At 66.3% G+C, this 23,930-nt stretch carries 25 protein-coding genes; 12 read left to right on the forward strand and 13 right to left on the reverse strand.

Annotated features, from left to right (window positions below):
* The first annotated feature begins 132 nt into the window (after positions 1-132).
* The 3 genes from ACOMG5_RS13440 (at position 133) to ACOMG5_RS13450 (ending at position 2,482) form a co-directional block, all read left to right on the forward strand.
* Entirely contained in the window at positions 133-582 is a 450-nt protein-coding gene (locus tag ACOMG5_RS13440) for a hypothetical protein (protein WP_420344310.1), read from the forward strand.
* A gap of 67 nt (positions 583-649) precedes the next feature.
* Positions 650-2,041, forward strand: coding sequence for an adenosylhomocysteinase (ahcY, locus tag ACOMG5_RS13445; RefSeq protein ID WP_420344311.1), 1,392 nt, complete (start codon positions 650-652; stop codon positions 2,039-2,041).
* Between the two features lie 99 nt (positions 2,042-2,140).
* Positions 2,141-2,482, forward strand: a complete 342-nt coding sequence (locus ACOMG5_RS13450; RefSeq protein ID WP_420344312.1) for a DUF2853 family protein — start codon at positions 2,141-2,143, stop codon at positions 2,480-2,482.
* Between the two features lie 12 nt (positions 2,483-2,494).
* On the opposite strand, the gene ACOMG5_RS13455 is transcribed toward ACOMG5_RS13450, so the two are convergent.
* Entirely contained in the window at positions 2,495-3,109 is a 615-nt protein-coding gene (locus ACOMG5_RS13455) for an enoyl-CoA hydratase/isomerase family protein (RefSeq protein ID WP_420344313.1), read from the reverse strand.
* A 115-nt stretch (positions 3,110-3,224) separates the two neighbouring features.
* Between ACOMG5_RS13455 and ACOMG5_RS13460 the strand changes: the two genes are divergently transcribed.
* From ACOMG5_RS13460 to ACOMG5_RS13495, 8 genes are all read left to right on the forward strand, one after another.
* A complete protein-coding gene (locus ACOMG5_RS13460) occupies positions 3,225-4,724 on the forward strand; it encodes a DUF2125 domain-containing protein (RefSeq protein ID WP_420344314.1) in 1,500 nt (499 codons plus the stop codon).
* Positions 4,725-4,751: 27 nt separating this feature from the next.
* Positions 4,752-6,101 (forward strand): TldD/PmbA family protein, encoded by a 1,350-nt coding sequence (locus ACOMG5_RS13465; RefSeq protein WP_420344315.1) that lies wholly within the window; start codon positions 4,752-4,754, stop codon positions 6,099-6,101.
* The gene (locus ACOMG5_RS13470; protein ID WP_420344316.1) at positions 6,088-6,885 is read left to right on the forward strand and encodes a 3'(2'),5'-bisphosphate nucleotidase CysQ; all 798 of its coding nucleotides are present in this window, start codon (positions 6,088-6,090) and stop codon (positions 6,883-6,885) included. The genes ACOMG5_RS13465 and ACOMG5_RS13470 overlap by 14 nt, the downstream gene beginning before the upstream one ends.
* Positions 6,886-6,954: 69 nt before the next feature.
* Entirely contained in the window at positions 6,955-7,986 is a 1,032-nt protein-coding gene (locus ACOMG5_RS13475) for a transglycosylase SLT domain-containing protein (protein ID WP_420344317.1), read from the forward strand.
* Complete coding sequence (flhA, locus tag ACOMG5_RS13480; RefSeq protein ID WP_420344318.1) at positions 7,986-10,073, forward strand: flagellar biosynthesis protein FlhA; 2,088 nt, start codon at positions 7,986-7,988, stop codon at positions 10,071-10,073. Before ACOMG5_RS13475 ends, flhA begins: the two co-directional genes overlap by 1 nt.
* Complete coding sequence (locus ACOMG5_RS13485; RefSeq protein WP_420344319.1) at positions 10,070-10,840, forward strand: flagellar biosynthetic protein FliR; 771 nt, start codon at positions 10,070-10,072, stop codon at positions 10,838-10,840. Before flhA ends, ACOMG5_RS13485 begins: the two co-directional genes overlap by 4 nt.
* The gene (locus ACOMG5_RS13490; protein ID WP_420344320.1) at positions 10,837-11,922 is read left to right on the forward strand and encodes an EscU/YscU/HrcU family type III secretion system export apparatus switch protein; all 1,086 of its coding nucleotides are present in this window, start codon (positions 10,837-10,839) and stop codon (positions 11,920-11,922) included. Before ACOMG5_RS13485 ends, ACOMG5_RS13490 begins: the two co-directional genes overlap by 4 nt.
* A complete protein-coding gene (locus tag ACOMG5_RS13495; protein WP_420344321.1) occupies positions 11,922-12,290 on the forward strand; it encodes a hypothetical protein in 369 nt (122 codons plus the stop codon). The genes ACOMG5_RS13490 and ACOMG5_RS13495 overlap by 1 nt, the downstream gene beginning before the upstream one ends.
* Here the strand turns inward: ACOMG5_RS13495 and ACOMG5_RS13500 are convergent, their stop codons facing one another.
* Genes ACOMG5_RS13500 through ACOMG5_RS13540 form a run of 9 tightly spaced genes read right to left on the reverse strand, consistent with a single transcriptional unit; the run spans position 12,291 to position 16,898 of the window.
* Positions 12,291-12,830: a flagellar basal body-associated FliL family protein gene (locus ACOMG5_RS13500; protein ID WP_420344322.1), complete on the reverse strand. Its 540-nt coding sequence runs from the start codon at positions 12,828-12,830 to the stop codon at positions 12,291-12,293.
* Between the two features lie 8 nt (positions 12,831-12,838).
* The gene (gene flgH, locus ACOMG5_RS13505; RefSeq protein WP_420344323.1) at positions 12,839-13,567 is read right to left on the reverse strand and encodes a flagellar basal body L-ring protein FlgH; all 729 of its coding nucleotides are present in this window, start codon (positions 13,565-13,567) and stop codon (positions 12,839-12,841) included.
* Positions 13,568-13,574: 7 nt separating this feature from the next.
* A complete protein-coding gene (gene flgA / locus ACOMG5_RS13510; RefSeq protein ID WP_420344324.1) occupies positions 13,575-14,003 on the reverse strand; it encodes a flagellar basal body P-ring formation chaperone FlgA in 429 nt (142 codons plus the stop codon).
* Positions 14,003-14,788 carry a flagellar basal-body rod protein FlgG gene (gene flgG, locus ACOMG5_RS13515; RefSeq protein ID WP_420344325.1) on the reverse strand — a complete coding sequence of 262 codons (786 nt, stop codon included), beginning with the start codon at positions 14,786-14,788 and terminating at the stop codon, positions 14,003-14,005. Before flgG ends, flgA begins: the two co-directional genes overlap by 1 nt.
* Before the next feature lie 9 nt (positions 14,789-14,797).
* Positions 14,798-15,514, reverse strand: a complete 717-nt coding sequence (locus ACOMG5_RS13520) for a flagellar hook-basal body complex protein (RefSeq protein ID WP_420344326.1) — start codon at positions 15,512-15,514, stop codon at positions 14,798-14,800.
* Positions 15,515-15,517: 3 nt separating this feature from the next.
* Positions 15,518-15,784 carry a flagellar biosynthetic protein FliQ gene (locus ACOMG5_RS13525; protein ID WP_420344327.1) on the reverse strand — a complete coding sequence of 89 codons (267 nt, stop codon included), beginning with the start codon at positions 15,782-15,784 and terminating at the stop codon, positions 15,518-15,520.
* A 3-nt stretch (positions 15,785-15,787) separates the two neighbouring features.
* On the reverse strand, positions 15,788-16,075 hold the full coding sequence (gene fliE, locus ACOMG5_RS13530; protein WP_420344328.1) for a flagellar hook-basal body complex protein FliE: 288 nt from the start codon (positions 16,073-16,075) through the stop codon (positions 15,788-15,790).
* Positions 16,076-16,107: 32 nt separating this feature from the next.
* Positions 16,108-16,512 carry a flagellar basal body rod protein FlgC gene (gene flgC, locus ACOMG5_RS13535; protein ID WP_420344329.1) on the reverse strand — a complete coding sequence of 135 codons (405 nt, stop codon included), beginning with the start codon at positions 16,510-16,512 and terminating at the stop codon, positions 16,108-16,110.
* A 2-nt stretch (positions 16,513-16,514) separates the two neighbouring features.
* Positions 16,515-16,898: a FlgB family protein gene (locus tag ACOMG5_RS13540; RefSeq protein WP_420344330.1), complete on the reverse strand. Its 384-nt coding sequence runs from the start codon at positions 16,896-16,898 to the stop codon at positions 16,515-16,517.
* A gap of 81 nt (positions 16,899-16,979) precedes the next feature.
* Here ACOMG5_RS13540 and ACOMG5_RS13545 point away from each other — a divergent pair, with 81 nt between their 5' ends.
* A complete protein-coding gene (locus ACOMG5_RS13545) occupies positions 16,980-18,314 on the forward strand; it encodes a FliI/YscN family ATPase (RefSeq protein WP_420344331.1) in 1,335 nt (444 codons plus the stop codon).
* Between the two features lie 311 nt (positions 18,315-18,625).
* On the opposite strand, the gene ACOMG5_RS13550 is transcribed toward ACOMG5_RS13545, so the two are convergent.
* From ACOMG5_RS13550 to ACOMG5_RS13560, 3 genes are read right to left on the reverse strand one after another with little or no spacing between them, the layout of a single operon-like run.
* Entirely contained in the window at positions 18,626-21,925 is a 3,300-nt protein-coding gene (locus ACOMG5_RS13550; RefSeq protein ID WP_420344332.1) for an error-prone DNA polymerase, read from the reverse strand.
* Positions 21,922-23,397 (reverse strand): Y-family DNA polymerase, encoded by a 1,476-nt coding sequence (locus tag ACOMG5_RS13555; protein ID WP_420344333.1) that lies wholly within the window; start codon positions 23,395-23,397, stop codon positions 21,922-21,924. The genes ACOMG5_RS13550 and ACOMG5_RS13555 overlap by 4 nt, the downstream gene beginning before the upstream one ends.
* The gene (locus ACOMG5_RS13560) at positions 23,339-23,899 is read right to left on the reverse strand and encodes an ImuA family protein (RefSeq protein ID WP_420344334.1); all 561 of its coding nucleotides are present in this window, start codon (positions 23,897-23,899) and stop codon (positions 23,339-23,341) included. Before ACOMG5_RS13560 ends, ACOMG5_RS13555 begins: the two co-directional genes overlap by 59 nt.
* Positions 23,900-23,930: the final 31 nt, after the last annotated feature.

The following is a 23,930-nucleotide window of genomic DNA, read 5'->3' on the forward strand; positions in this document are numbered from 1 at the left end:
CGCGCGCCTCCGTCCGTTGGGCTCCCGTGCTAGCGAATGCGCCGGGCGGTGTAAACCATGGCAATCGCGGCGTTCCGGAACCAATTCGCCCAGATCACGTTGACGCGATGACCCTGACGGAAAGGACGCCCGATGCCGCTCAATCCGCTGACCCTTGCCACGCTGGCCGCGCTGGCGGCGCTGCCCGCGGCCCTGCCGCTGCCGCAGGAGGAGATGGAGCCGGGCTATGCCGCCACGGGGCGCCCGATGGACGATCTGGGCGGCCCGGCCTATGGCGACCTCACGGTGTTTGACGCGGTGACGGAAATCGGCGCGGCGCAATCGGCCGATGTGCCCTATTGCGACCGTCATGGGGTGCTGCGCACCGTGCTGGGGCAGGAGTTCCGCGAGCGGCCACGGCTGAAGGCGCCGCTCGAAATGGGCCGCTCGGTAGAGCTCTGGGCCTCTGATCCGGCGGGCACCTGGACGGCCCTCTACACCCGGGCGGATGGGGTATCCTGCGTCGTGTCCTCGGGGATTGGCTGGGCCGCGGGGGATGATCCTCTGGCGCGGCTGCGGGCGGAGAAGCTGCTTCCGGTCTAGGGCGCCGCGCTGATTGCCCGTGGCGGGCCGAGGTGATAAACCTCGCGCGCAACAGAAGGAGCCGGGCATGAAGGATTACATCGTCAAGGATATCGCGCTGGCCGATTTCGGCCGCAAGGAGCTCGACATCGCCGAGACCGAGATGCCGGGCCTGATGGCCTGCCGCGAGGAATATGGCCCGCGCCAGCCGCTGAAGGGCGCGCGCATCGCAGGCTCGCTGCATATGACGATCCAGACCGCGGTGCTGATCGAAACGCTGAAGGCACTGGGCGCCGATGTCCGCTGGGCCTCGTGCAACATTTTCTCCACGCAGGACCATGCGGCGGCAGCGATCGCCGCCAGCGGCACGCCGGTGTTTGCGGTGAAGGGCGAGAGCCTGGAGGAATACTGGACCTATACCGACCAGATCTTCCAGTTCGCCGAAGGCACGGCGAACATGATCCTCGATGATGGCGGCGATGCGACGCTCTATATCCTGCTCGGCGCGCGCGTCGAGGCGGGGGAGACCGACCTGATCGCGGTGCCGACCTCGGACGAGGAAGTGGCGCTGTTCGCGCAGATCCGCAAGCGCATGGCCGCGTCGCCGGGCTGGTTCGCGAAGCAGCGCGATGCGATCCTGGGCGTTTCGGAAGAAACCACCACCGGCGTGCACCGGCTTTACGATCTGCACAAGAAGGGCCTGCTGCCGTTCCCGGCGATCAACGTGAATGACAGCGTCACGAAATCCAAGTTCGACAACAAATACGGCTGCAAGGAATCGCTGGTGGACGGGATCCGCCGCGCGACCGATGTGATGATGGCGGGCAAGGTCGCCGTGGTCTGTGGCTATGGCGATGTGGGCAAGGGATCTGCCGCGAGCCTCAGCGGCGCGGGCGCCCGGGTGAAGGTGACCGAGGTCGATCCGATCTGTGCGCTGCAGGCGGCGATGGACGGCTATGAGGTTGTCGTGCTGGAAGATGTGGTCGATAGCGCCGACATTTTCGTAACCACCACCGGCAACAAGGACGTGATCCGCATCGAGCACATGCGCGCGATGAAGGACATGGCCATCGTCGGCAACATCGGCCATTTCGACAACGAGATCCAGGTCGCTGCGCTGCGCAACCACAAGTGGACGAACATCAAGGACCAGGTGGACATGATCCAGATGCCCTCGGGCAACCGGATCATCCTGCTCTCCGAAGGCCGGCTGCTGAACCTCGGCAATGCCACCGGGCACCCGAGCTTCGTGATGTCCGCCTCCTTCACCAACCAGGTGCTGGCGCAGATAGAGCTTTTCACCAAGGGTGAGGAGTACAAGCCCGGCGTGTATATCCTGCCGAAGGCGCTCGACGAGAAGGTCGCGCGGCTGCACCTGAAGAAGATCGGGGTGAAGCTGACCGAGCTGCGCCCCGACCAGGCCGCCTATATCGGCGTGACGGTGGAGGGCCCGTTCAAGGCCGAGCACTACCGCTACTGACCCCTGCGGCCGCCCGAATTTCCTTGTAATCCGGGCGGTCTGGCTTAGGCTCGAGCCGTTGGCCCCGCTCCGGGGCCGCGGAACCGACTTGGGGGAGCCATGGGCAAGAGAGACGACCTTATCGCCAAATACGCCGAGGATCTGAAGGCCAAGTGCGGCATGACGCCGGACATGGACCTGCTGACCAAGGTCACCATCGGCTGCGGCCCCGCGATCTATGACGCCGATGCGGAGACGGTTTCCGCCTCCGACAGCTCCGAGCTTGAAACCGTCAAGAACAACTTCCTGGTGAAGAAGCTGGGGCTGGCCGATGGCCCGGCGCTGATGGAAGCCATCGACGCCGTGGTGGAGACCTATGGCCGCTCGGAGCGCAACAAGTATCGCGCGGTGTTCTACTATCTGCTGGTCAAGCATTTCGGCAAGGAAGCCGTCTACGCCTGAGCCGGGCGGCGTTCAGCCGATCATCGCCTTGATCGCGCCCACATGCGCCGGTCGCGCGCCGCGCGCATCGGCCGTGAGGGCCGTCACCGTTTCGGGCAGGGTTTCCGGGGCGACGATCCGGTCGATCAGGCCCCAGCTCAACGCCTCGGCGGCCTCGATCTTCTGCCCCGCCATCAGGATCATCTTGGCGCGCGCCGGGCCGATCAGGCGCGCCAGGCGCACCGGGTCCGAGGGCTGCGGCAGGAAGCCGAGCTTCATCACCGGATAGAAGAATTTGGCCCCGGGCGCCGCGAGCCGCAGGTCGCAGGCCAGCACCATTCCCATCGCGCCGCCCGCGAGGGTGCCGTTCAGCGCGGCGATGGTGAGGCAGGGCAGGGCGGCGATCGCGCCCGAGAGCCGCTCCCAGACCGGATCCGTGGCCAAGCCCGCGCGCGCCTCATCGAGATCCGCTCCGGCCGAAAACACCTTGCCGCGCCCGGTCAGCACGAAGGCCGAAAGGCCCGCGGTGGCGGCGCTTTCGGCGGCATCCGCGATGGCGCAGAGCATCTCGCGAGTCAGGGAGTTTGCCTTCTCGGGGCGGTCTATGGTGAGAGTGCAGACGTTGTCGAGGGTTTCGACATGGATCATCGGAAAATCTCTCGCTTTGCAAACGTTACACGATTTCGTAGCAAGCCTTGCGGCCCTTGACCATTCCCTCCGCGCACGGGATGCTCTGCGCGGCTTGCCGCACGAGGAGCACAGCATGGCACGAAAATTCTGGGCGGGCGCGATCGCGGCCTCGCTGCTCTCCACCACTGCGGCGCAGGCGCTGACGGCGGACGCGGTCTGGGCCGCCTGGCAGAAGCAATATGCCTCCTATGGCTTTACCGTCGTCACCGGGGAGCAGTCCCGCGCCGGGGATACGCTGTCGCTCCGCGATGTGCAGCTGTCGAGCAAGACCGGGCAGGACGAGCTGCAGCTGGTCGTGCCCGAGGTGCGTCTGCGCGAGCAGGGCGATGGCACGGTGGAAGTGACGCTTTCGCGCGAAATCACCGGCACGTCGCGCTCGGCGCCGCCGGCGGGCGAACCGATGGAGATGGCGCTCCACGTCACCCAGACCGATGCGAAGGCCGTTGTGTCCGGCACGGAGGATCAGATGGTCTATCACCTGACCGCCCCGGTCGCGGTGATGGATATGCAGCAGGTGCTGCCCCCCACCACGGAGGGCGCGACCGATCTCTCCAAGGCTGCGCCGATGGCCATGCAGGTCACCGCCTCGGGGATCGAGGGCAACTACCGGCTGGGTTCGGCCGCGGGCCAGCAGATCGACAGCGATTTCACGGTGAAATCCGTGCAGATGACGCTCGACAGCCCGAATGCGGGTGATGGCACCAGCCTGAAGATGCGGGGCGATCTGGCCGATCTGGCCTCGCACAGCAACACGTTTACGCCCGAGGGCACTTCGGTTGAGGAACTCGGCGCGGCGCTGGCGAAGGGCGCGCGGGCCAGCGGCTCCGCGAAATATGGCGTTTCGACCTGGATGGTGGAAACCACCGGCGAGAAGGGGGTGACCACCCTGAACGGCAGCGCGGAATCGGGCGATCTGAACATGGTGCTGGCGCCCGATGCCTTCCGGTATGGGGGCACCAGCACGGCCGCCAAGGTCAAGGTGCAGATGCCGGGCATGCCGATGCCGTTCTCGGCCGATCTGGCCGCGGCGCAGTTCGATGTCAGCCTGCCGATGCGCAAGAGCGATACGCCGGAGCCGTTCCTCGGCAAGCTGAACCTGAGCGAGCTGCGGCTCTCCGACGAAGTCTGGGGCCTGTTCGACCCGGAGGCGAAGCTGCCCCGCACGCCCGCGACCCTGACGCTGGATATTGGCGGCACCGCGCATCCGCTGCTCGATCTGTTCTCGCCCGAAGCGGCGCAGGAGCAGGGCCTGCCGCTGCGGTTCGATACGGTGACGCTGAACAAGCTCCAGCTGATTGCGGCGGGCGCGGATCTCAGCGGCGCAGGCGCGGTCAGCTTCGACAATGCCGCCGAGCCGCCGATGCCCGAAGGCAGTGTCGATCTGCGGCTGGCGGGGGCCAATGGGCTGATGGACAATCTGGCCGCGCTGAAACTCGTGCCGCAGGACCAGATGATGTTCGTGCGCATGATGCTCGGGCTCTATGCCGTGCCGGCAGGCGACGACCTGTATACCTCGAAGATCGAATTCAAATCGGGCGGAGAGATCCTCGCCAACGGTCAGCGGATCCGCTAAGAGGCATCCGTCCGCCAAGGAGAACCCATGTCCGAGACCCGTCTGTCCGATCTGACCGCCGCATTGCTGGAGGCGGCGCAGGCTGCCGGTGCGGAAGCCGCCGATGCAATCGCCGTGGATGGCCGCGCGGTCTCTATTGATGTGCGGGGCGGGCAGCTGGAGCAGGCCGAGCGGTCCGAAGGGGTGGAGATCGGGCTGCGGGTGCTGGTCGGGCGGCGTCAGTCCTGCGTTTCCGCGTCTGACATTTCCGCGCGAACCATTGCCGAAGTGGCCGCGCGGGCGGTGGCGATGGCGCGGCTGGCGCCGGAGGACCCCTATGTGGGGCTCGCAGATCCGGAGCAGCTGGCGCGCGGCTGGGACGTGGCGGCGCTGGAGCTGATGGACCCGTCGGCGGAGCCTGCGGCGGCGGCGCTGGAGGCGGATGCGGTGGCCGCGGAAGCTGCGGCGCAGGCGGTCGCGGGTGTGAGCCAGGTGCAGTCGGCCTCGGCCTCCTATTCGGCGCGGCGGCTGCATATTGCGGCGACGAACGGGTTTTCCGGCGGCTATGGCCGCACGTCGCGGTCAATCTCGGCTGTGGCGATCTCGGGCGAGGGACTCGCCATGGAGCGCGACTGGGCCGCGGAAAGCCGGATCTATCTGGCGGATCTGCCGTCCGCGGCAGAGATCGGGCAGCTGGCTGGCGAGCGGGCGGTGGAGCGCGCGAACCCGCGGCGCCCGAAGACCGGCGCCTTTCCGGTGCTGCTTGATGAGCGCATCGCCGGCTCGCTGATCGCGCATCTGCTGAGCGCGGTGAATGGCCAGGCGATCGCGCGCGGCGCCTCCTGGCTGCGCGACGCGGTGGGCACGCAGGTCCTGCCCGCGGGGATGTCTCTGATCGAGGATCCGCTGCGGCCGCGGGTGGTGGGCTCGCGCCCGTTCGATGCCGAGGGGCTGCCCGCGCAGCGGCGCGCGATCGTGGAGAACGGGGTTCTGACCGGCTGGACGCTGGATCTCGGGACGGGGCGCCAGCTCGGCCTGGCGAGTACCGGCAACGCCACGCGCGGCACCTCCTCGCCGCCCTCGCCGGGGGTGGGCAATGTGACCCTTTCGCAAGGGGCGCTGAGCCGCGACGGGCTGATCGCGCAGATGGGAACCGGCCTGCTGATCACCTCCTTCATCGGGGCAACGATCAACCCGACCACGGGGGATTATTCGCGCGGCGCCTCCGGCTTCTGGGTGGAGAACGGCGAGATTCGCTTCCCGGTGAACGAATGCACCGTGGCGGGCAATCTGCGCGACATGCTGCGTGCGATCACGCCCGCGAATGACGCACGCCTGCATCTGAGCCATGTGGTGCCGTCGCTTCTGGTCGAGGGGATGACCATTGCCGGCGCCTGAGCATGAGGCCGATCTGGCGCTGCTGACCGAAGCGGCGCGCGCTGCCGGGGTTGTGGCGCTGCAATATTGGAAGAACGCGCCCTATGCCTGGGAGAAGGAGGACGGTCTCGGCCCGGTCTCCGAGGCGGATATCGCGATCAACGATCTCCTGGAGGCGCATCTGCGCGGCGCCCGGCCGGACTATGGCTGGCTCTCCGAAGAGAGCGCCGATGACGCCGAACGCCTGACGCGGCGGCGGATTTTCGTGGTGGACCCGATCGACGGGACGCGCGCCTTCCTGAACGATGAGGGCAGCTTTGCCCATGCGCTCGCGGTGGTGGAGGAGGGGCGGGTCGTTGCCGGGGTGGTGCATCTGCCGGTGATGAACCTGACCTATACCGCCGTCGCGGGCGGGGCTGCGCTGATGAACGGGCGGCCGATCCACCCGAGCCAGACCGCGCAGATCCCAGGCAGCACGGTGCTGACCTCGAAGCTCTCGGACGATCCGCGGCACTGGCGCGATGCGGTGCCAGAGTACCACCGCAGTTTCCGCCCGTCGCTGGCCTACCGGCTGTGCCTCGTGGCCGAAGGGCGGTTCGATGCGACCATCTCGCTGCGCGCGGCCTGGGAATGGGACATCGCCGCGGCCAGCCTGATTGCAGAGCGTGCGGGCGCGATCGCGAGCGATCGTGCCGGGGAGGCGCTGCGCTTCAATACGCCGACGGCGCAGGCCAATGGCCTTGTGGTCGCGCCCGATGCGCTGCACGCGGCCTACATTCGCGCTCTGCGGCCTTTCCCGGCCTGACGCTTACGCCTTGGTAAGATTCGGACTTTAGTCTCCGGCACAGCAGGAAGCGCCGTGCGGGAGAATCCCATGCAATCGATCAGGCGTCCGGTCGCCATGTTTGTGCTCGTCTCGGTGATGGCCGTGACGGGCCTGTTCGGCCGCGCGATGGCCGCGACCACGCCGGCAGAGATCTCCGGCGCCTGTGTGCGTGTCGCGGAGGAGGCCTCCCGCCGCACGGGGGTGCCGGTCTCGGTGCTCAAGGCGATTTCCCTTAATGAAAGCGGCCGCAAGGTCGGCGGAGGCTTCGGCCCCTGGCCCTGGACGGTCAATATGGAGGGCGAGGGGCATTTCTTCGACACATTCGCCGAGGCGCGGGCCTATGTCGCGCGCGAATATGCCCGGGGCGCGCGCAGCTTCGATGTCGGGTGCTTCCAGATCAACTATAAATGGCATGGCGAAGCGTTCAGCTCGATCGATCAGATGTTCGAGCCGCTTGCGAATGCGCTCTATGCCGCGCGGTTCCTGACGGAGCTTTATGCCGAGACGGGCTCCTGGAACGGGGCCGCGGGCGCCTATCATTCCCGCACCAAGGTGCATGCGGATCGCTATGCGGCCCGTTTCGCCAGCATTCGGCAGAAATTTCTGCAAGAAGACCATGCGCTTGGCGTGGGCCAGCCGCTGACGGCGATGGCGGCCGTGGATGATCGCTCGCTCTATGGCGGCGGCAATGCCGATGGCATTCCGGAGATCCCGGACATCGTCGCCGCGCTGAACGGGCCGGAGGTGGTGCCGCAGCGGCCCCGCGAGAACAACTACCCCCTCCTGCGGCGCCAGGGCACCGTGCGCCCGCCATCGGGAGGGGCGCCGGGTGCAAGTCTGTTCTCGGCCTTTTTCGGCGGCGATGCCGCGGAGGAGGGGCCTGCGCCTGAGGCGGAGCCGGCTCCGGAGGAGCCGATGGGGCTTGCGGGCGGTGTCGGGATTGGGCGGGTCGCCCAACTGGAAGCGCAGCCGGGGGCAACCCCGGGATCGCTGCTGAACCATGGATTTTTCGCCGCGCCGGGCCGTCCGGTGATCGGCGGGGTGACGAAGCCGGTCCTGCCGGCCGAAGGAGACCAGTGATGCCGCGCCTGACCGCCGCGACGATATTCCAGCCCACCATCCTGCTCGCCCTCGCACTGATGGCAATCATCGTGATGATGATCCTGCCGGTGCCGCCATGGGTGATGGACGTGGGGCTGGCGGCCTCGTTCGCCATCGCCATCCTGATTTTCACGGTCACGCTCTTCATCGAACGCCCGCTGGATTTTTCGGCCTTCCCGACGATCCTGCTCGCCTCGCTGATGCTGCGGCTGTCGCTGAACGTGTCCTCGACGAAGCTCATCATCGGGCAGGGCCATACCGGGACCTCCGCCGCCGGCCATGTGATCGAGGGCTTTGCCGAATTCATCATGGGCGGGTCCGTGATGATCGGCCTCGTGGTCTTCGGCGTGATCATGATCGTGAACTTCATCGTGATCACCAAGGGCGCTGGCCGTATGGCCGAAGTCAGCGCGCGCTTCGCCCTCGATGCGATGCCGGGTAAGCAGCTCGCCATCGACAGTGACATGAGCGCGGGCGCCATCGACCACAACGAAGCCCGTATCCGGCGCGAGCGGGAGCAGGCGGAGACGACCTTCTTCGGTTCGCTCGATGGCGCGTCGAAATTCGTCAAGGGCGATGCCGTCGCAGGCCTTCTGATCACCTTGCTCAATCTGGTGGTCGGGATCGTCGTGGGTGTGCTGGTGCATGGCATGCCCTTCGGGCGCGCGCTGGAGACCTATTCGATCCTGACCGTCGGCGATGGTCTCACGACCCAGATCCCGGCGGTCATCATCTCCATCGCTTCGGCCATCCTGCTGTCGCGGGGCGGCATGCGCGGCTCCGTCGATATGGACCTGTTCGGCCAGCTGGGGAAATACCCGCCGGCCCTGGCGACGGTGGCGGTGCTGATGGCGCTGTTCGCAATCGTTCCCGGCCTGCCGTTCATCCCGTTCATGGCGGCGGCGATGATCCTCGGCTGGTCGGCCTGGTGGGTGCGCCGGATGGAGGAACGCAAGCGCCGCCGCGAAGCGATGAAGATGCCAGCGCCTGCCGAACCGGCGCGTCAGAAGCGGATCGGCGATGTGCTCGATGTCGATGATATCCATGTCGAATTCGCGCCGGATCTGGTGGCGATGGCGCTCGATCCGGCGACTGGGCTCGATGCGCGGATCTCCAACATGCGCAACCATGTTGCGGCGAGTTTCGGCCTGATCCTGCCGGAGATCCGCCTGACCGACGATGCCACGCTGCCTGCGGGTACCTACCGGATCCGGATCCAGGGGGTGGAGCAGGCGAAGGACCGTCTGCGCCCGGATCGGGTGCTCGCGCTGATCGCCGACAATTCGCACGTTCTGCCTGCGGGGGATGATGTGCGCGAACCGGTCTATGGCGCGCCTGCCCGCTGGGTGCCGCAGGCGCAGCGTGAGGAAGCGGCTCTGTCCGGGTCGACCGTCGTCAGCCCGACCGAAGTGCTGGCCACCCATCTGCTGGAAGTGCTGAAGCGCAACTTCCCGCGGCTGATGACGCTGCGCGCGTTGCGGCGGCTGCTGGAGGAGACGGCAAACCTCTCCGACGGGGCGCGGGCGGAATCGAACAAGCGGATCCTCGATGAGCTGATCCCCGAGAAGGTTCCGGTGGACCTGCTGCTGGCGGTGCTGCGGCTGCTGCTGGTGGAACGGGTGTCGATCCGCAATCTGCTGATGATCGTCGAAGCGATTTCCGAGGTGCGCAGCCTGCAATCCCCCGAGGTGATCTGCGAGCATGTGCGCCAGCGGCTGGGGTTCCAGCTGGTTGCCGAGCTTCGGCGCGACGATGGGACCCTGCCGCTGCTGCAGCTGGCGCCGGAATGGGAGGAGACGTTCTCCACCTATCAGGTGCCGGGCGACCGCGGCCAAAGCGATGTCGCGCTCCCGCCCGACAAATTCAACCGGCTCGCCGCGAATGTGGCCGACCGGGTCGCGCGGGCCGGAGAAAACGGCACATATCCCGCCCTGGTGACCTCTACCCGCCGACGCCGGTTCCTGCATACGGTCCTGGAGGCGAAGGGGATCATGACGCCGGTGCTGAGCTTCGAGGAGATCGGTATCGACGCGCGCCCGGCCATGGTCGGGGTGGTCCCTACATGAACGAGGCGCTGGCCGAATTGCTTGCGGCATCGCAAGGCTTCCTGGGGGAGGCCTTCGTGGTGTTTCTGCGGGTCGGTGCCGTGATGGCTTTGATGCCGGCTTTCGGCGAGCAGGTAATCCCGGCGCGGGTGCGCCTCATGCTCGCCTTCGCCTTCACGCTGATCGTCCGTGCGGGGCTGGACCCGGCCGTGATCGCTGGGGCCGGGCCATATTCGATGCGGATCCTCGGGGAGGCGATGATCGGGTTGCTGATCGGGATCATGCTTCGGCTATTCGTACTGGCGCTGCAGACGGCCGGCACGATCATCGCGCAGTCGATCTCGCTGTCGCAGATGTTTGGCGGCACCGACGGGCAGCCGCAGCCCGCGGTGGGCAACGTTCTGATGCTCGCGGCGCTGGCGGTGGCGGTGCATATGGGGCTGCACGTCAAGATCGCCGCGATGCTGATCGAATCCTACGCGGCCCTGCCGCCCGGGCGGTTGCCGGATCCGGCCCTGGTACGCGCCTGGGGGCTGTCAGGCATCCGCGACACCTTCATGCTGGCCTTTTCGATCGCGATGCCGTTCGTGCTGGCCGGGCTCATCTACAACGTCGCCCTTGGCGCGATCAACCGCGCGATGCCGCAGCTGATGGTGTCGTTCGTCGGCGCGCCGGCCCTCACATTCGGCGGACTTGTGCTGCTGGCCGCGGCCTTGCCGACCGGCGTGGTGCTCTGGCTCGGGCATTTCGACCAGTTCCTGGCGGCCCCCTTCCGGGTACTGCCATGAGCGGAGAGGAAGCAGTCGAAAAGGAATACGAGCCAACACAGCAGAAGCTCGATGAAGCCCGCAAGAAGGGTGATCTGGTCCGATCGCAGGAGCTCGCGGTTGCCGCGGGATATGCCGGGTTCCTGGCGGTGGCTTTTGGCCTCGGGGCCACGGCGATGATGCGCTTTGGCGAAGAGGCGATGGTGTTCCTCGATCAGGCGGATACGATCTCGCGGCAGATGCTGGGGGGCGGGGTTGCCTTGGCCGGGGGGGCTCTGGCGAGCATCGGCATCACGATCCTGCCCTGGCTCGTCGGGCCCGGAATAGCGGTCCTGCTCGTATTGTTTGCGCAGCGCGCCATCGTTTTTGCGCCCGACAAGATCATCCCGAAATTCAACCGCATCAATCCGATCGCGAATGCGGGGCAGAAATTCGGGCGCCAGGGGCTGTTCGAATTCTTCAAGAGCTTCGTGAAGCTCATCGTGATTTCGCTGATCCTCGGCTGGTTCATGACCTCCCGGATCGAACGGATTGTTGCCACGCAGGCGATCGGTGCCGAACTGGCCATTGCCGACATGTTCGACCTGCTGCTCGACTTTGCCGTTTTGATGACGCTGATCGTGGTGGTGATGGGTGGGGCCGATTATCTGTGGCAGCGCATGGATTTCATGCGACGCAACAAGATGTCGCGCAAGGAACTCATGGACGAGATGAAACAGTCCGAGGGCGATCCCCATGTGAAGCAGCAGCGCCGACAACGGGCGGTGGAAATCGCCAATCGTCAGATGATGGGGGATGTGCCGAAAGCGGATGTGGTGATCGTGAACCCGACGCACTACGCGGTCGCGCTGAAATGGGAGCGCGCGGCGCGCCGGCCGCCGGTCTGTGTCGCCAAGGGTGTGGACGAGGTCGCAGCCCGGATCAGAGCCATCGCGATGGAATCGGGCGTGCCCATACACTCCGATCCGCCGACCGCGCGCGCGCTGCATGCCGCGATCGAGATCGGTTCCGAAATTCATCCGGAGCACTACCGGGCCGTCGCGGCCGCGATCCGGTTTGCCGAGAAGATGCGCCGCCGCGCACGCGAAAGAAGGGGGTACTGATGCAAAAGCGTAAACTGTCCCAGTTGAGCCGGATCGCGCAGCTGAAGCGGGAGATGGAGCTTGCAGAGCTTGCCCGTCTGGCCGGGCGCAAGCAAGACATGCATGTGCAGCGTGAGGAGCTGTCCGATGCGGCGCGGGAGGCGCGGGTGATTGCCCAGGCCTCCACGCCGGAAGCAAAGACCGCTGAGCTGTTCACCGGCTGGGTTTCCCTGCGGCATGCGGAAATTGACGATCTTATCGCCCGGCTGAACGAAGAGATGGCCCAGCAAAAGGCAAAGGCCGCCCTTGCCGTGGGCCGCCGAGACGTTCTGCAACAGATCGAAAGCCGGGTGCGGGAGGCCGAACGGCTCAAGCGCGGGCGCAGCTGATCAGGCGGTGTCCTGACGGACGATATCGGAAATCAGCACATTGCGCGCCTCGGGGCCGATGACCTTGCGCGCCGCTTCTAGGAGCGCGCGGCGCAGTTCATCCATGCGCTCGGAAGAGGTGAAGTCGCCGCGGAAACCGCCGACATTGGCGCGATCGAACAGGACCTGCAGGAAGATGTCGCGCAGTTTCGGCTCCAGCATGAAGACCCTGTCCGTAGTGCCGCTCGATACCTCGATGCTGAGCGACAGAACGACAAGCGAGACCACTGACCCCTTCTGAATATCCGGCACGATGAACTGGTTGTTCAGCTTCACGAATTCGGTGGGAGCGGCCTCCTCCTGGTCATGCTCCCCGGCTCCCGCAGGCGCGTGTTCCGCGGAGGCTTCCGCATCATGGCCTGCCTCCGGTTCGGGGCAGGGGTCTTCACTGCAGGCGGCCTGTGCAGGTTCCTCTGCGGGCGGCGGGCGGAGGAAATACCCCGCCGCACCACCGGCGCCGATCCCGATCAGGGCGAGAATTACGGGCAGGAGCTTTCTCATCTGGGGCCTCAGAACGGAAGAAGAACATCGGCCACTTGCTGGCCGTAGCGCGGTTGCTGGACGTCGGAGATCTGACCGCGGCCGCCGTAGGAAATCCGCGCCCCGGCAATCTTGTCATAGGTGATCTCGTTTTGCCGGCTCACGTCTTCAGGGCGAACGAAACCGGTGACCACCAGTTCGCGAACCTCATAGTTCACGCGTACCTCCTGGCTGCCCTGGATGCGCATCGCGCCGTTCGGAAGCCGGTCGATCACCGTCGCCGCGATCCGGAGCGTCAACTTTTCCTTGCGGGCGACGGAGCCGGACCCCTCGTAAGAAGAGTTGCTGTTCGTCTCGTAGGCATTCGCCATCGAGGCTCCATCCGGAAGTCGCTTGTCCGCCCGCTGGGACAGCCCGAACAATTGCGGGATACCCATCGTGTCGGTGCCGGTACGGCTGCGATCGCTGGTGTTCGAGATCTCCGCCTTGTCATTGATCTCGATGACAACGGTCAGGATATCGCCGCGTCCTGCAGCGCGCTTGTCGCCCAGCAGCGACCCGCGGGTGCCAGACCAGAGCGAGGCCTGCTGTGCCGGCATGTTTCCCTCGACCTGCTCCGGCATCGGAGTCGCGTTCATGGCGAAGAATTCGTTGCTGTTCTCGATCGGGGTGAAGGCGGGCGTCTTGCCGACCTGACCGAGACGCTGGCAGCCACAGAGCGCGGCCGCGATCAGGAGAAGGGTGACAGGGGTGCGCATGGGGGTCTCACTGCGTTTGTACATATGCGGTGCCGTCAGCGGCCAGGGTCGCGATGACGGTGGCCTTGGAAGCGGAGTTCATCACGCGAATGGTATCGCCGACACCGCCGCGGGCGAGTGCTCGGCCCTCCGCGAGGATGGTCAGGCTGCCTTTGCGAAAGGCGATCGTCACTCTTTGGTTGCGGTCGACGATCGCTGGCGGCCCGAGATCTTGCGGGCGGATCGGCTGGCCCGCGTAGATCGCCACGCGGGTCTCCAGGCCAATGGCCTCATTGGGGTTCTCAAGCGCGCCGGCGATGGCCGTGGACTCGATCTTGAGATCTTCGGGAGAAAGGATGGTCTGGGCCCGCAGCACCCGCGCGGCGACCAGCGTTTCGGCTGGGGCGCCGACAGGCGCGAGGGCGGCACAGAGGCACATGAGGGCCGCGCAACGCATCATTTCACCTGCACCGTGGCGCTGAGCATCTCATCCGCGGCGGTGATGACCTTGGCGTTCATCTCGTAGCCGCGCTGAGCCTTGATGAGCTCGGTGATCTCCCGAACGGAGTCGACGGAGCTTTCTTCGAGGTATCCCTGCCGGATCGTGCCGAGACCGTTTTCTCCGGGGGGCGAGACTTGCGGCGGGCCGGAGGCTTCTGTTTCCAGGAACAGGTTCGATCCGATCGCCTCCAGACCCTTTTCGTTGCTGAAGCCAGCGAGCGTGATCTGACCGAGCAGCTGCGGCTGGACCTGATCGCTGAAATAGGCATAGACCTCGCCTGTGGCATTGATGGCGATCGAGCTTGCTTCTTCGGGGATGGTGATCCCCGGCACCACCGGATAGCCGTCCGAGGTGACGATCTCGCCATCGGCCGAGCGCTTCAGCCCGCCGTCCCGCGTGTAGCCGGAGGCGCCGGATGGCATCGTCACTTCAAGATAGCCGTATCCGTCGATCGCGAGATCAAGGTCTCCGCCGGTGTTGCTCAGGGCGCCTTGGGACAGCTGCACGCTCACGGCGGTCGGGCGCACGCCGAGGCCGAGCTGAACACCGGCCGGGATCATGGTGCCATCGCTCGCGGAGAGTGTGCCGGGGCGGGTCTGTTGTTGATAGAGGAGGTCGGCGAATTCCGCGCGGCGGGCGTTGTAGCCCGTGGTGGACATGTTCGCGAGGTTGTTCGAGATGACTTCGACCCGCATCTGCTGGGCACTCATCCCGGTTGCGGCGATCTGGAGGGCGCGCATGGGAAACTCCTATCGGCTGAGCGTCGAGATGACGCCACGGATGCGTTCGTCCTCGCGATCGAGGAATTTCTGTCCGAGTTCATAGGCACGCTGGACCTGGATCATGCGCGACACCTCGGCGATCGGATCTACGTTCGAGTCTTCCAGTTGCCCTTGCAGCACCGAGAACTCTTCTGCCGGCTCGGGCTCCGCATCAGATTTGAAGCGGGTCCCTGCGACGTGGCTGATCTGGCTGCCCTCTGGCGGGAGGAACACACCGACCTGCGCGATCGGGGCGCCGTTGATCGAAAGAGTGCCGTCCTGAGAGAGCTTGGCCGGCCCTTGACCGGGCGGGATCGTGATTGGGCTGCCGCCCTGATCGAGCACCGGGTAGCCGTCGGGGGTCAGCAGCATGCCCTCAGCCGAAGGAATGAAGCTGCCCGCGCGGGTCAGCTCATTGCCCTCGGGCGTCTGCACCATGAAAAAGCCCTGGCCCTCGATAGCGAAATCATAGGTGCCGCCGGTCTGGGTCAGGCCGCCCTGCTGCAGATCGACGCTGCGCCCGTGCGCATAGGCCATCGACAGGGCAGGCGCCTCGCCGTCCAGCGCATCGACATATTCCGAGAACACAACGCCTTCGCGCCGGAAGCCGGTCGTCGAGGCGTTCGCCATGTTGTTGGCGATGCTCTGCATTTCCTGCATCAGGCCCGATTGCCGCGTCAGCGCGGCATAAATCGCATTATCCATGGTTCAGCCTCCGGCAATGAGCGGGATGATCCGCCCCTGGAAGAAGTCGACCAGCGTCTCCGACATGAACGACATCGACACCCAGAACACGATCAGCATCGCCGCGACCTTGGGGACGAAGGTCAGGGTCATTTCCTGGATCGAGGTCAGGGCCTGGAACAGGCCGATGGTCACACCTGCGACCAGCGCAACCGCCAGCATCGGCGCCGAGATCGTCACCGCGATCCAGAGCGCCTGGCGCATCGAGTCGAAGAAGACGAGGTCGCGCATCGGTTACACCGGCATCTGCAGGATCTGCTGATAGGCCTCGACGACCTTGTTGCGCACTGCGACCGTGGTTTCCACGGCAAGCTCGGTATTGGCGAGCGCCTGAACCAGGGCATGCGGATCGACGGTGCCCATCATCGCGCCCTTCGCGGCTTCTTCGCCGCCACGAACCGTGTCCTCGAAGCTGGTGATGGCGCGCGAGAGAGCGTTGCCGGACATGCTTTCGGGATCAGGCGCCGCGACATTGCGGGCATGACTGTAGCCTACGGAGGCGAGGGAGGAGGTGATATCCATTCTGGACCTCAATGTGGTTGGGGGAGGAAAATTCAGCGTTTTAACAGGTCGAGCACCGCGGAGGACATTTGCCGGGACTGATCGAACAGGCGCAGGTTGGCCTCGTAGCTGCGCTGCGCTTCGCGGGCATCGGCGATCTCGACGACGAGATCGACATTGGAGCCGTCGTAATAGCCGGAACCATCGGCCATCGGGTGCCCGGGCGCATAGACGCGCGGCAGCTCACCCTGATCGAGGGTGACATCGCCGACCTGCACGCCGCCCGATACCGCGTCGCCGGTGAGCGGATCGGTTGAGACCTCCTCGAAGGAGGTCAGCTTGCGCCGGTACCCGGGCGTATCGGCGTTGGAAATATTCTCCGATACATAGCGCAGCCGCTGTGCCTGGGCTTTCATGCCCGAGGCGGAAAGCGAAAGGGCATTGCCGAAATCTTCCATGCTCAGGCCCCTCCGATGCTGCTGCGCAGGATGTTCAGCGAGGTCTTGTAGATGGTGAGCGCGAGATTGTGCTCGCGCTGGACATCCACCGATTTGACCATCTCGTCTTCGAGCGACACGCTGTTGCCATCGGGCGAAATGGCCGAGGCATCCTCCGTGACTTCTTCGGTGAAGGCTGCATTCTCCGCGCCGATATGGCCTGGACGCGTGCTGCGCATGCCAGCGTCGGAGGTCTCCGCATAGGCCTCCGCAAAGGAGGTCAGATCCCGGCCGCGGTATCCGGGCGTATCGGCGTTCGCAACATTCTGAGCGATCAGGTTCTGCCGCTGGGTCGCATGACCCGCCATCGCCTGTGCCGTTCGCAGTATATCCAGGTTTTCAAACATCGGGGCTTCTCCTCCGAGCGATCAACCTTGGATTAAGAGCGAATCATTTAGAAAACCTTTCAAGAACAGATGGAGACCAGAATGGCTTTCGAAGGGTTCAACCTGCTCAGGGCAGAAATCGCAGGAATCGCGGCGGTTCATCCCGTCGGGCGTGTGGTCGAGGTGTCGGGCGGCGCGGTCATTGCGGGTGGGCTCGCGTCGCGCGCCACTTTGGGGGACCGGGTATCGATTCTCTCGAAATCGAACCGCTATATCGGGGCGGAGGTCATCGCGCTCGGCGCGGGCGAGGTTCGCCTGCTGTGCGATGGCGCGCCGGATGGTCTTGCAATCGGAGATCGCGTCGATCTGCTCGGTCAGTCCGGGATCGCACCGGATGATTCCTGGGTCGGTCGGATCGTCGATCCTTTCGGCCGTCCGCTGGATGGCCGGCCGATCCTGCGTGGCCCGGTGGAGCGGGCATTGCGGGAAGCCCCGCCCCCCGCGGCGCGGCGGCGGCGTCTGGGGGGGCGTCTGGAAACCGGCCTGTGCGCCTTCAATACCTTGCTTCCCCTCGTTCGCGGGCAGCGGATCGGGCTTTTTGCCGGCTCCGGGGTCGGGAAATCCTCGCTGTTGGCCAAGTTCGCGAAGGGCGTTTCGGCGGATGTCGTCGTGATCGCGCTGATCGGCGAGCGCGGGCGTGAATTGCGTGAATTCGTGGAGAAAGTGCTCGGCCCGGAGGGGATGGCGCGGTCCGTGATCGTCGCTGCGACGTCCGACCAGTCGCCGCTGGTGCGCCGGCGCTGCGCCTGGGCGGCGATGTCGGTCGCCGAGCATTTCCGTGATCGGGGGCTGCACGTTCTGTTCCTGGCGGACAGTGTGACACGCTTTGCCGAGGCGCATCGCGAGGTTGCGCTGGCCGGGGGAGAGGCGCCGAGCCTGCGCGGCTTCCCGCCTTCGGTCTCGCATCAGATCATGTCCCTTGCGGAACGTTCCGGCCCGGGCGTGGACGGGACGGGCGATATCACGGCGATCTTTTCGGTCCTTGTCGCTGGGTCAGACATGGAAGAGCCCGTGGCCGATATTCTGCGCGGTACGCTGGATGGGCATGTGATCCTGGATCGTGCCATCGCCGAGCGCGGCCGCTTTCCCGCGGTGGATCTGTTGCGCTCAGTCTCGCGATCCTTGCCCGACGCAGCGTCTCCCGAGGAAAATGCCCTGATCGGGAAGGCGCGCAAGCTGCTCGGCGCCTATGACAAGGCCGAAATGATGATCCAGGCTGGCCTCTATGCGACAGGGTCTGATCCGACGGTCGATGCCGCGATCCGGGTCTGGCCGGCTCTCGATGCGTTGATCGGCATGGATGAGGCGGAGGATACTGCCGCCAGTTTCGTGCGGCTGGCTGCAATCCTGAACGGCCCGCAGCGGGATCAGCGCTGAGGGGCCCGCGACGGGATGGCGAGCCTTCTTGTGCACTTCGGCCGAGGCAGCGAGCGTTCGATGTCCGGCTCGCTGGTGCCCTCCGGATCCTGGCGGTCCTGGCGCAAGAATTCGTTCGAGATCTGGCTTCACCGGGCCGCGATCCGGTGGAGGCTATCAGCTGGAGCGCGGGTTTGTACTGTGGAGGACGGGGCTTGGCCGGATCGTCCCTGAACAAAATGTGGTGTCGCACTGCAGATGGCTGACCTGCTGCGGCATTCGTCCCGGTTTCGAGTGGGAAACGTGGTGGGTCGTCACGGCTCCGCGATATTTCAATGAAAATCGCGGCTTGGGAACAATTTCTTCGCCTGCTCGCGGGGGTGATGCGCGCGCGGTGCGCTGTCGGTCTTGGGCGTCGTCCCCGCGACGGACTTCGCGAGAGGGTGATGGCCGAGGGTGCCCAGCAGATGCGAGACATCTTCGATGTTTTCGGCGATCAGATGGACGACGATCCCCTCGCGCTGCAGCTGCCCGGTCACGCGCAGCAACCGCCCGCCCATGACCGCGCGGCGAAAACGTTCGAAGACCTTGCGCCAGACCACCACATTGCTGACCCCGGTCTCGTCTTCGAGCGTCAGGAAGACGACGCCCGAAGCCGTGCCGGGGCGTTGGCGCGTGATGACGAGGCCGCAGACCGTGGTGCGGCGCATGGGCGCGGTGCGCAGTGCGTCATGCGGGGTCAGGCCCGGCAGGCCCGGACGCAGCAGGGCCATCGGATGGGCGCGCAGGCTCAGGCGGGTGGCGATATAATCCTCGACCACTTCTTCGCCCATATGCATCACCGGCAGGGCGACGGGCGGCTCGGTAATCGCCTCGCCGTCGATCGGGTCGCTGAACAGCGGCAGCGGCCTCTGCCCGGCAATGGCGCGCACCTGCCACAAGGCTTCGCGCCGGGTCAGGCCCATGGCCGCGAAGGCATCCGCCTCGGCCAGGCATTCGAGCACGGCGGGCGCGATCCCGGCGCGCAGCCAGATCGCTTCCGGGTCCGGATAGCCATTGCCCCGTGCGGCGGCGATCCGCTCCGCATGCTCCTCCCGGAAGCCCTTGATCTGGCGAAACCCGAGCCGCAGCGCCAGCGCGCCGTCCGGGCGCCGCTCCAGCCTGTGGTCCCACAGGCTGGCGTTGACGCAGATCGGGCGGACCTCGATCCCATGATCGCGCGCATCGCGCACGATCTGGGCCGGCGCATAGAACCCCATCGGCTGGGAATTCAGCAATGCGCAGGCGAAGACGGCCGGGTGGCGGCGCTTCAGCCAGGCGGAGACATAGACCAGCAATGCGAAAGCCGCGGCATGGCTTTCCGGGAAGCCGTAATCGGCAAAACCCTCGATCTGTGAAAAACAGCGGGCCGCGATCTCGGGGGTGTAGCCGCGCGCCAGCATGCCGCCGATGAACTTGTCGCGATGCGTGCCGATCGTGCCCATCCTGCGAAACGAGGCCAGCGCCCGGCGCAGATGATCGGCCTCCTCCGCCGTATAGCCCGCGCCGACGACGGCGATCTGCAACGCCTGTTCCTGAAACAGCGGCACGCCCAGGGTGCGCTTCGTCACCTCATGCAGCGCGGGGCCAAAGGGTTCGGGCTGCTCGAGCCCCTGCCTGCGGCGGATATAGGGCTGGACCATGCCGCCCTGAATCGGGCCCGGGCGGACAATCGCAACCTCGATCACCAGGTCATAGAATTCACGCGGCTTCATCCGCGGCAGGAAATTCATCTGTGCCCGGCTCTCGACCTGAAATACCCCCACCGCATCGGCCGCCTGAAGCATCCTGTAGGTCTCCGGATCCTCGGGCGGGACGGTATCCAGGCGGAAATCCTGTTGCTCATGGGTCTTCAGCAGGTCGAATGCCTTGCGGATGCAGGTCAGCATGCCAAGGGCCAGAATGTCGACCTTGAGGATGCCGAGCGCGTCGATATCGTCCTTGTCCCATTCGATCAGGGTGCGCCCCTCCATCGCGGCATTCTCGATCGGGCACAGCTCGTCGAGCCGCCCCTTGGTGATGACGAAGCCGCCCACATGCTGGGATAGATGGCGCGGAAAGCCGATGATCTCGCGGATCAGGCGCAGCGTGAGGGCCAGGCGGCGGTCCTCGGGATTGAGGCCGAGCTCGCGGATGCGCGCGGGGTCGGGGCCCTCGTTCGACGATCCCCAGATCTGCCCCGAGAGGCCCCCGGTAACATCCTGGCTGAGCCCCATGACCTTGCCGACCTCGCGGATCGCGGCACGGGTGCGGAAATGGATCACGGTCGCGCAGAGCCCGGCCCGGTGGCGGCCGTATTTGCGGTAGATCCACTGGATCACCTCCTCGCGGCGCTCATGCTCGAAATCCACGTCGATATCGGGCGGCTCGCCACGATGGCGCGATATGAACCGCTCGAACACCATGCCGATCACCTCGGGCGAGACATCGGTGATCCCGAGCAGGTAGCACAGGATCGAATTCGCCGCCGATCCGCGCCCCTGACACAGGATCCCCTGGCTGCGGGCATATTGGACGATGTCATGGACGGTCAGGAAATAAGCGGGGAAATCAAGCTCCTCCACCACGGCCAGCTCCTTGTCCATGAGCCCGAGCGCGCGTTCGGGCGCCCCTTGCGGATAGCGCCGCGCGAGGCCTTCCCGCGCCAGACGGCGGAGCCGCTCCATCGGCGCCTCGCCGCCTTCGGAAATCTCGTCGGGGTATTGGTAGCGCAGCTCGCCCAGGCTGAAGCGGCAGCGGGCGGCAATCTCCAGCGTGCGGCGCAGGGCTTCGGGGTGGCTGCGAAACAGCCGCGCCATGTCGGCCGGCCCCTTCAGCCGCCGCTCGGCGTTGGGCAGGGCGCGGGTGCCGATGGTATCGATGGTGCAGCCTTCGCGCAGACAGGTGAGCACATCGGCAAGCGGCCGGCGGGCGGCGCTGTGCATCAGCACATTACCCACCGCCACCATCGGCGCGCCGCAGGCCTGCGCCATCCGGGCGCAGCTGTCGAACCAGGCCTGATCCGACCCGTCATAGCGCGGCGCGGCCCCCAGAAACACATCTCCGGGGAAATGGCGCGCCATTGCCGCAATATCGGCCCCGGCCTCGGTGCCCGCTGGCAGGGCGATCAGGATGAGCCCCGCGCCCCCCTCCCGCAGATCCTGCACCCCGATCCGGCATTCGCCCTTCTCCGCCCGCCGCTTGCCCAGGGTCAGCAGCCGGGTCAGGCGCCGATAGGCATCGAGATCCTCCGGCAGGGCCAGCCACTCCACCGGACTGTCCGTGAGAACCAGACGGCAGCCGACGATCAGCCGGGGCAGATGCAACGCATCCGGGCGGGCGATATCCCTGGGCGTGCCGATTTCCTGCCGTGAGCAGGTATCGGTGCGGTGCTGCGAGCGGATGCGCAGAGCCTCCGTCGCTGCGCGGCGCAGTTCGCGCAGGGCGGAATAGGCCCGCACCACCCCGGCCAGCGAATTCCAGTCGGTGATGGCGATGGCCTCCAGCCCCAGCTCGGCGGCCCGCGCGATGAATTCCTCTGGGTGCGAAGCCCCTGTCAGGAAAGTGAAATTCGTGGTGACGCACAATTCGGCGTAGCCTGCCGCGCCGCTCATGCGAATTCTCCCTGCACGAACCATCCCGGATCCTGCGGCGTATAGAACAGCCAGAACCGCCGCCCCTGCGTGGTCTCTATGCGCCAGTAATCGCGCAGGCCGCTGCGCCAGTCCGGGTCGTCGTGCCACCACTCCGGGGCGATGCGTTCGGGTCCGGTCGCGCGCCATGTCTCCAGCTGCATGCGCCGCCAGCGGAAGCGTTGCGGCGGCTGCGCGCCGGTGGCGGCGATCGGCTCGGGCGGGAACAGGATCAGGGGGCGGGGATGCGCGGGCGGCACGAACGGCCGGGGGCGGGAATAGGCGGCGGGCGCCAGGGTGAAGCTGCGCTCGGGGATGTGGCTGTCGACCGGGAGAAAGCGGCGGATGTTATCGAGACCGATCCTGGCGCCGATCCGGGTGATCAGATCGTCGAGCCTGTCTGCCCCGGCCGCATCGGTATGGCCGATCTGTTCGGCCGCCAGCGGCTCGACCCGTGTGGCCTCCAGCCGCAGCTGATCAATGCCGAAGCCCGCATCCACCGCCCCGATGCCCCGGCTGAACAGCGGCAGGATCCGCGCAGGGTCGCGCAGGGCGCGCGCAAGGCGCAGCTCGACCCGTTCGGCCTGCTGATCGACGCGGCGCAGCGTCAGCTCCAGAATGCGCGCCCCGGCGCCCTGTTCGGCCAGCTTGTGGCACAGCCGATCCAGCAGGCGGGAGGTCGCGGCCATCACATCCGTCTCGAGGCCAATCGGCTCGGGCAGGCTGATCCGCACCCCGTAATGCGGCGGATCGGCCTCCGGCGAGATCTGCTCGGGCTGGGCGCCCAGTGCCTGATCCAGCCGCCGGAGCAGCCCGGGCCCGAAGCGCCGTGCCAGAGGCGCGCGGGCCGCCTGCGCCAGCTGCCCGATCGTGTGCAGCCCGAGCCTTTGCAGCGCAGTGACGGTCTCCGCCTCCAGCCGTAGCGCCGCGACGGGCAGGGGGCCAAGCACGGCCAGAGGCGGCCCGGGCGGCGCGATGCCCCCGCCATGATGCGCCATGGCCCAGGCCGCGCCGCGGGTATCGGCAAGGCCGATCCGTGCCGTCAGCCCGGTCCGGAGCATGCGCTGGTGCAGATTGTCCAGCAGTGCCGCCTCGCTGCCAAACAGATGGGACGAGCCGGTGATATCCAGAACGAGGCCGTTTTCCTCGAGCCCGACCCAGGGGCAATAGCGCGTGGCCCATCGCCGGAGCCGGGCCAGGAAGCGCTTGTCCTCAGGCAGATCGGCGGGGCGGCTCTGCAGGCCGGGGCAAAAGGCGCGGGCATCCGAAAAGGCCATTCCGCGATGCAGGCCTTGCCGCTCGGCCGTTTCGTTGAGGCAATAGATCCGGTTGGTGTTGTCCTGGTTGATCGTGAGCACGAATGGCCCGCTGACGGGATGCGCCCGCAGGGCCCGGTCAGTCGCCAGCCGGGGAAACCACACTGAGACGACGCGCCGAGTGGCTCCATCGAACATGCCAAGACCCAATTGTTCCTGATTTGTTCTTAATAAGCTCCCAGCATTGCAGAGTCGAGTCCCTCGGGGTGGCCCCTGCATCGCGCACCGCGCTGCAGCGCCAGCGCGTCTCGGCGGCGGGGCTGCCCATGCCCTCGGAGATCAGGCACAGCCCGGTGGTCTTTCCGGCCTGGGCCGCCAGCTGAAGCCTGCGCCCGACGGTCAGGCCGATGGGGGCCGTCAGCTCCAGGACGACCAGCCCGGAGATTTCATCCCTCAGCCCTTCTTCGGCAACGGCGAGCGTTTCGTTCTGATCGCGCGTCGTGATGAGCAGGATCTGCGCCGGGTCGAGGTAGGCGCTGAGCGCGAGGGGATTGATCTGCTCGTTGCGCCAGCTCTCGCGCAGCCAAAGCACATGGCCTGTCTGCGCCCCGGCGGCGGCTGCGAAGCTGGGCGCCAAGGGGCCGCAGGCCTCATGGACGCGGGCGGGACGAAGGGGAAAGGCTGTGAGTTGCATGGCCATGGTGCATCTTAGCCCGGTATGATGTGCGGTT

The sequence above is a fragment of the Paenirhodobacter sp. genome, from assembly GCF_041916475.1.
Taxonomy (GTDB): Bacteria; Pseudomonadota; Alphaproteobacteria; order Rhodobacterales; family Rhodobacteraceae; genus Rhodobacter.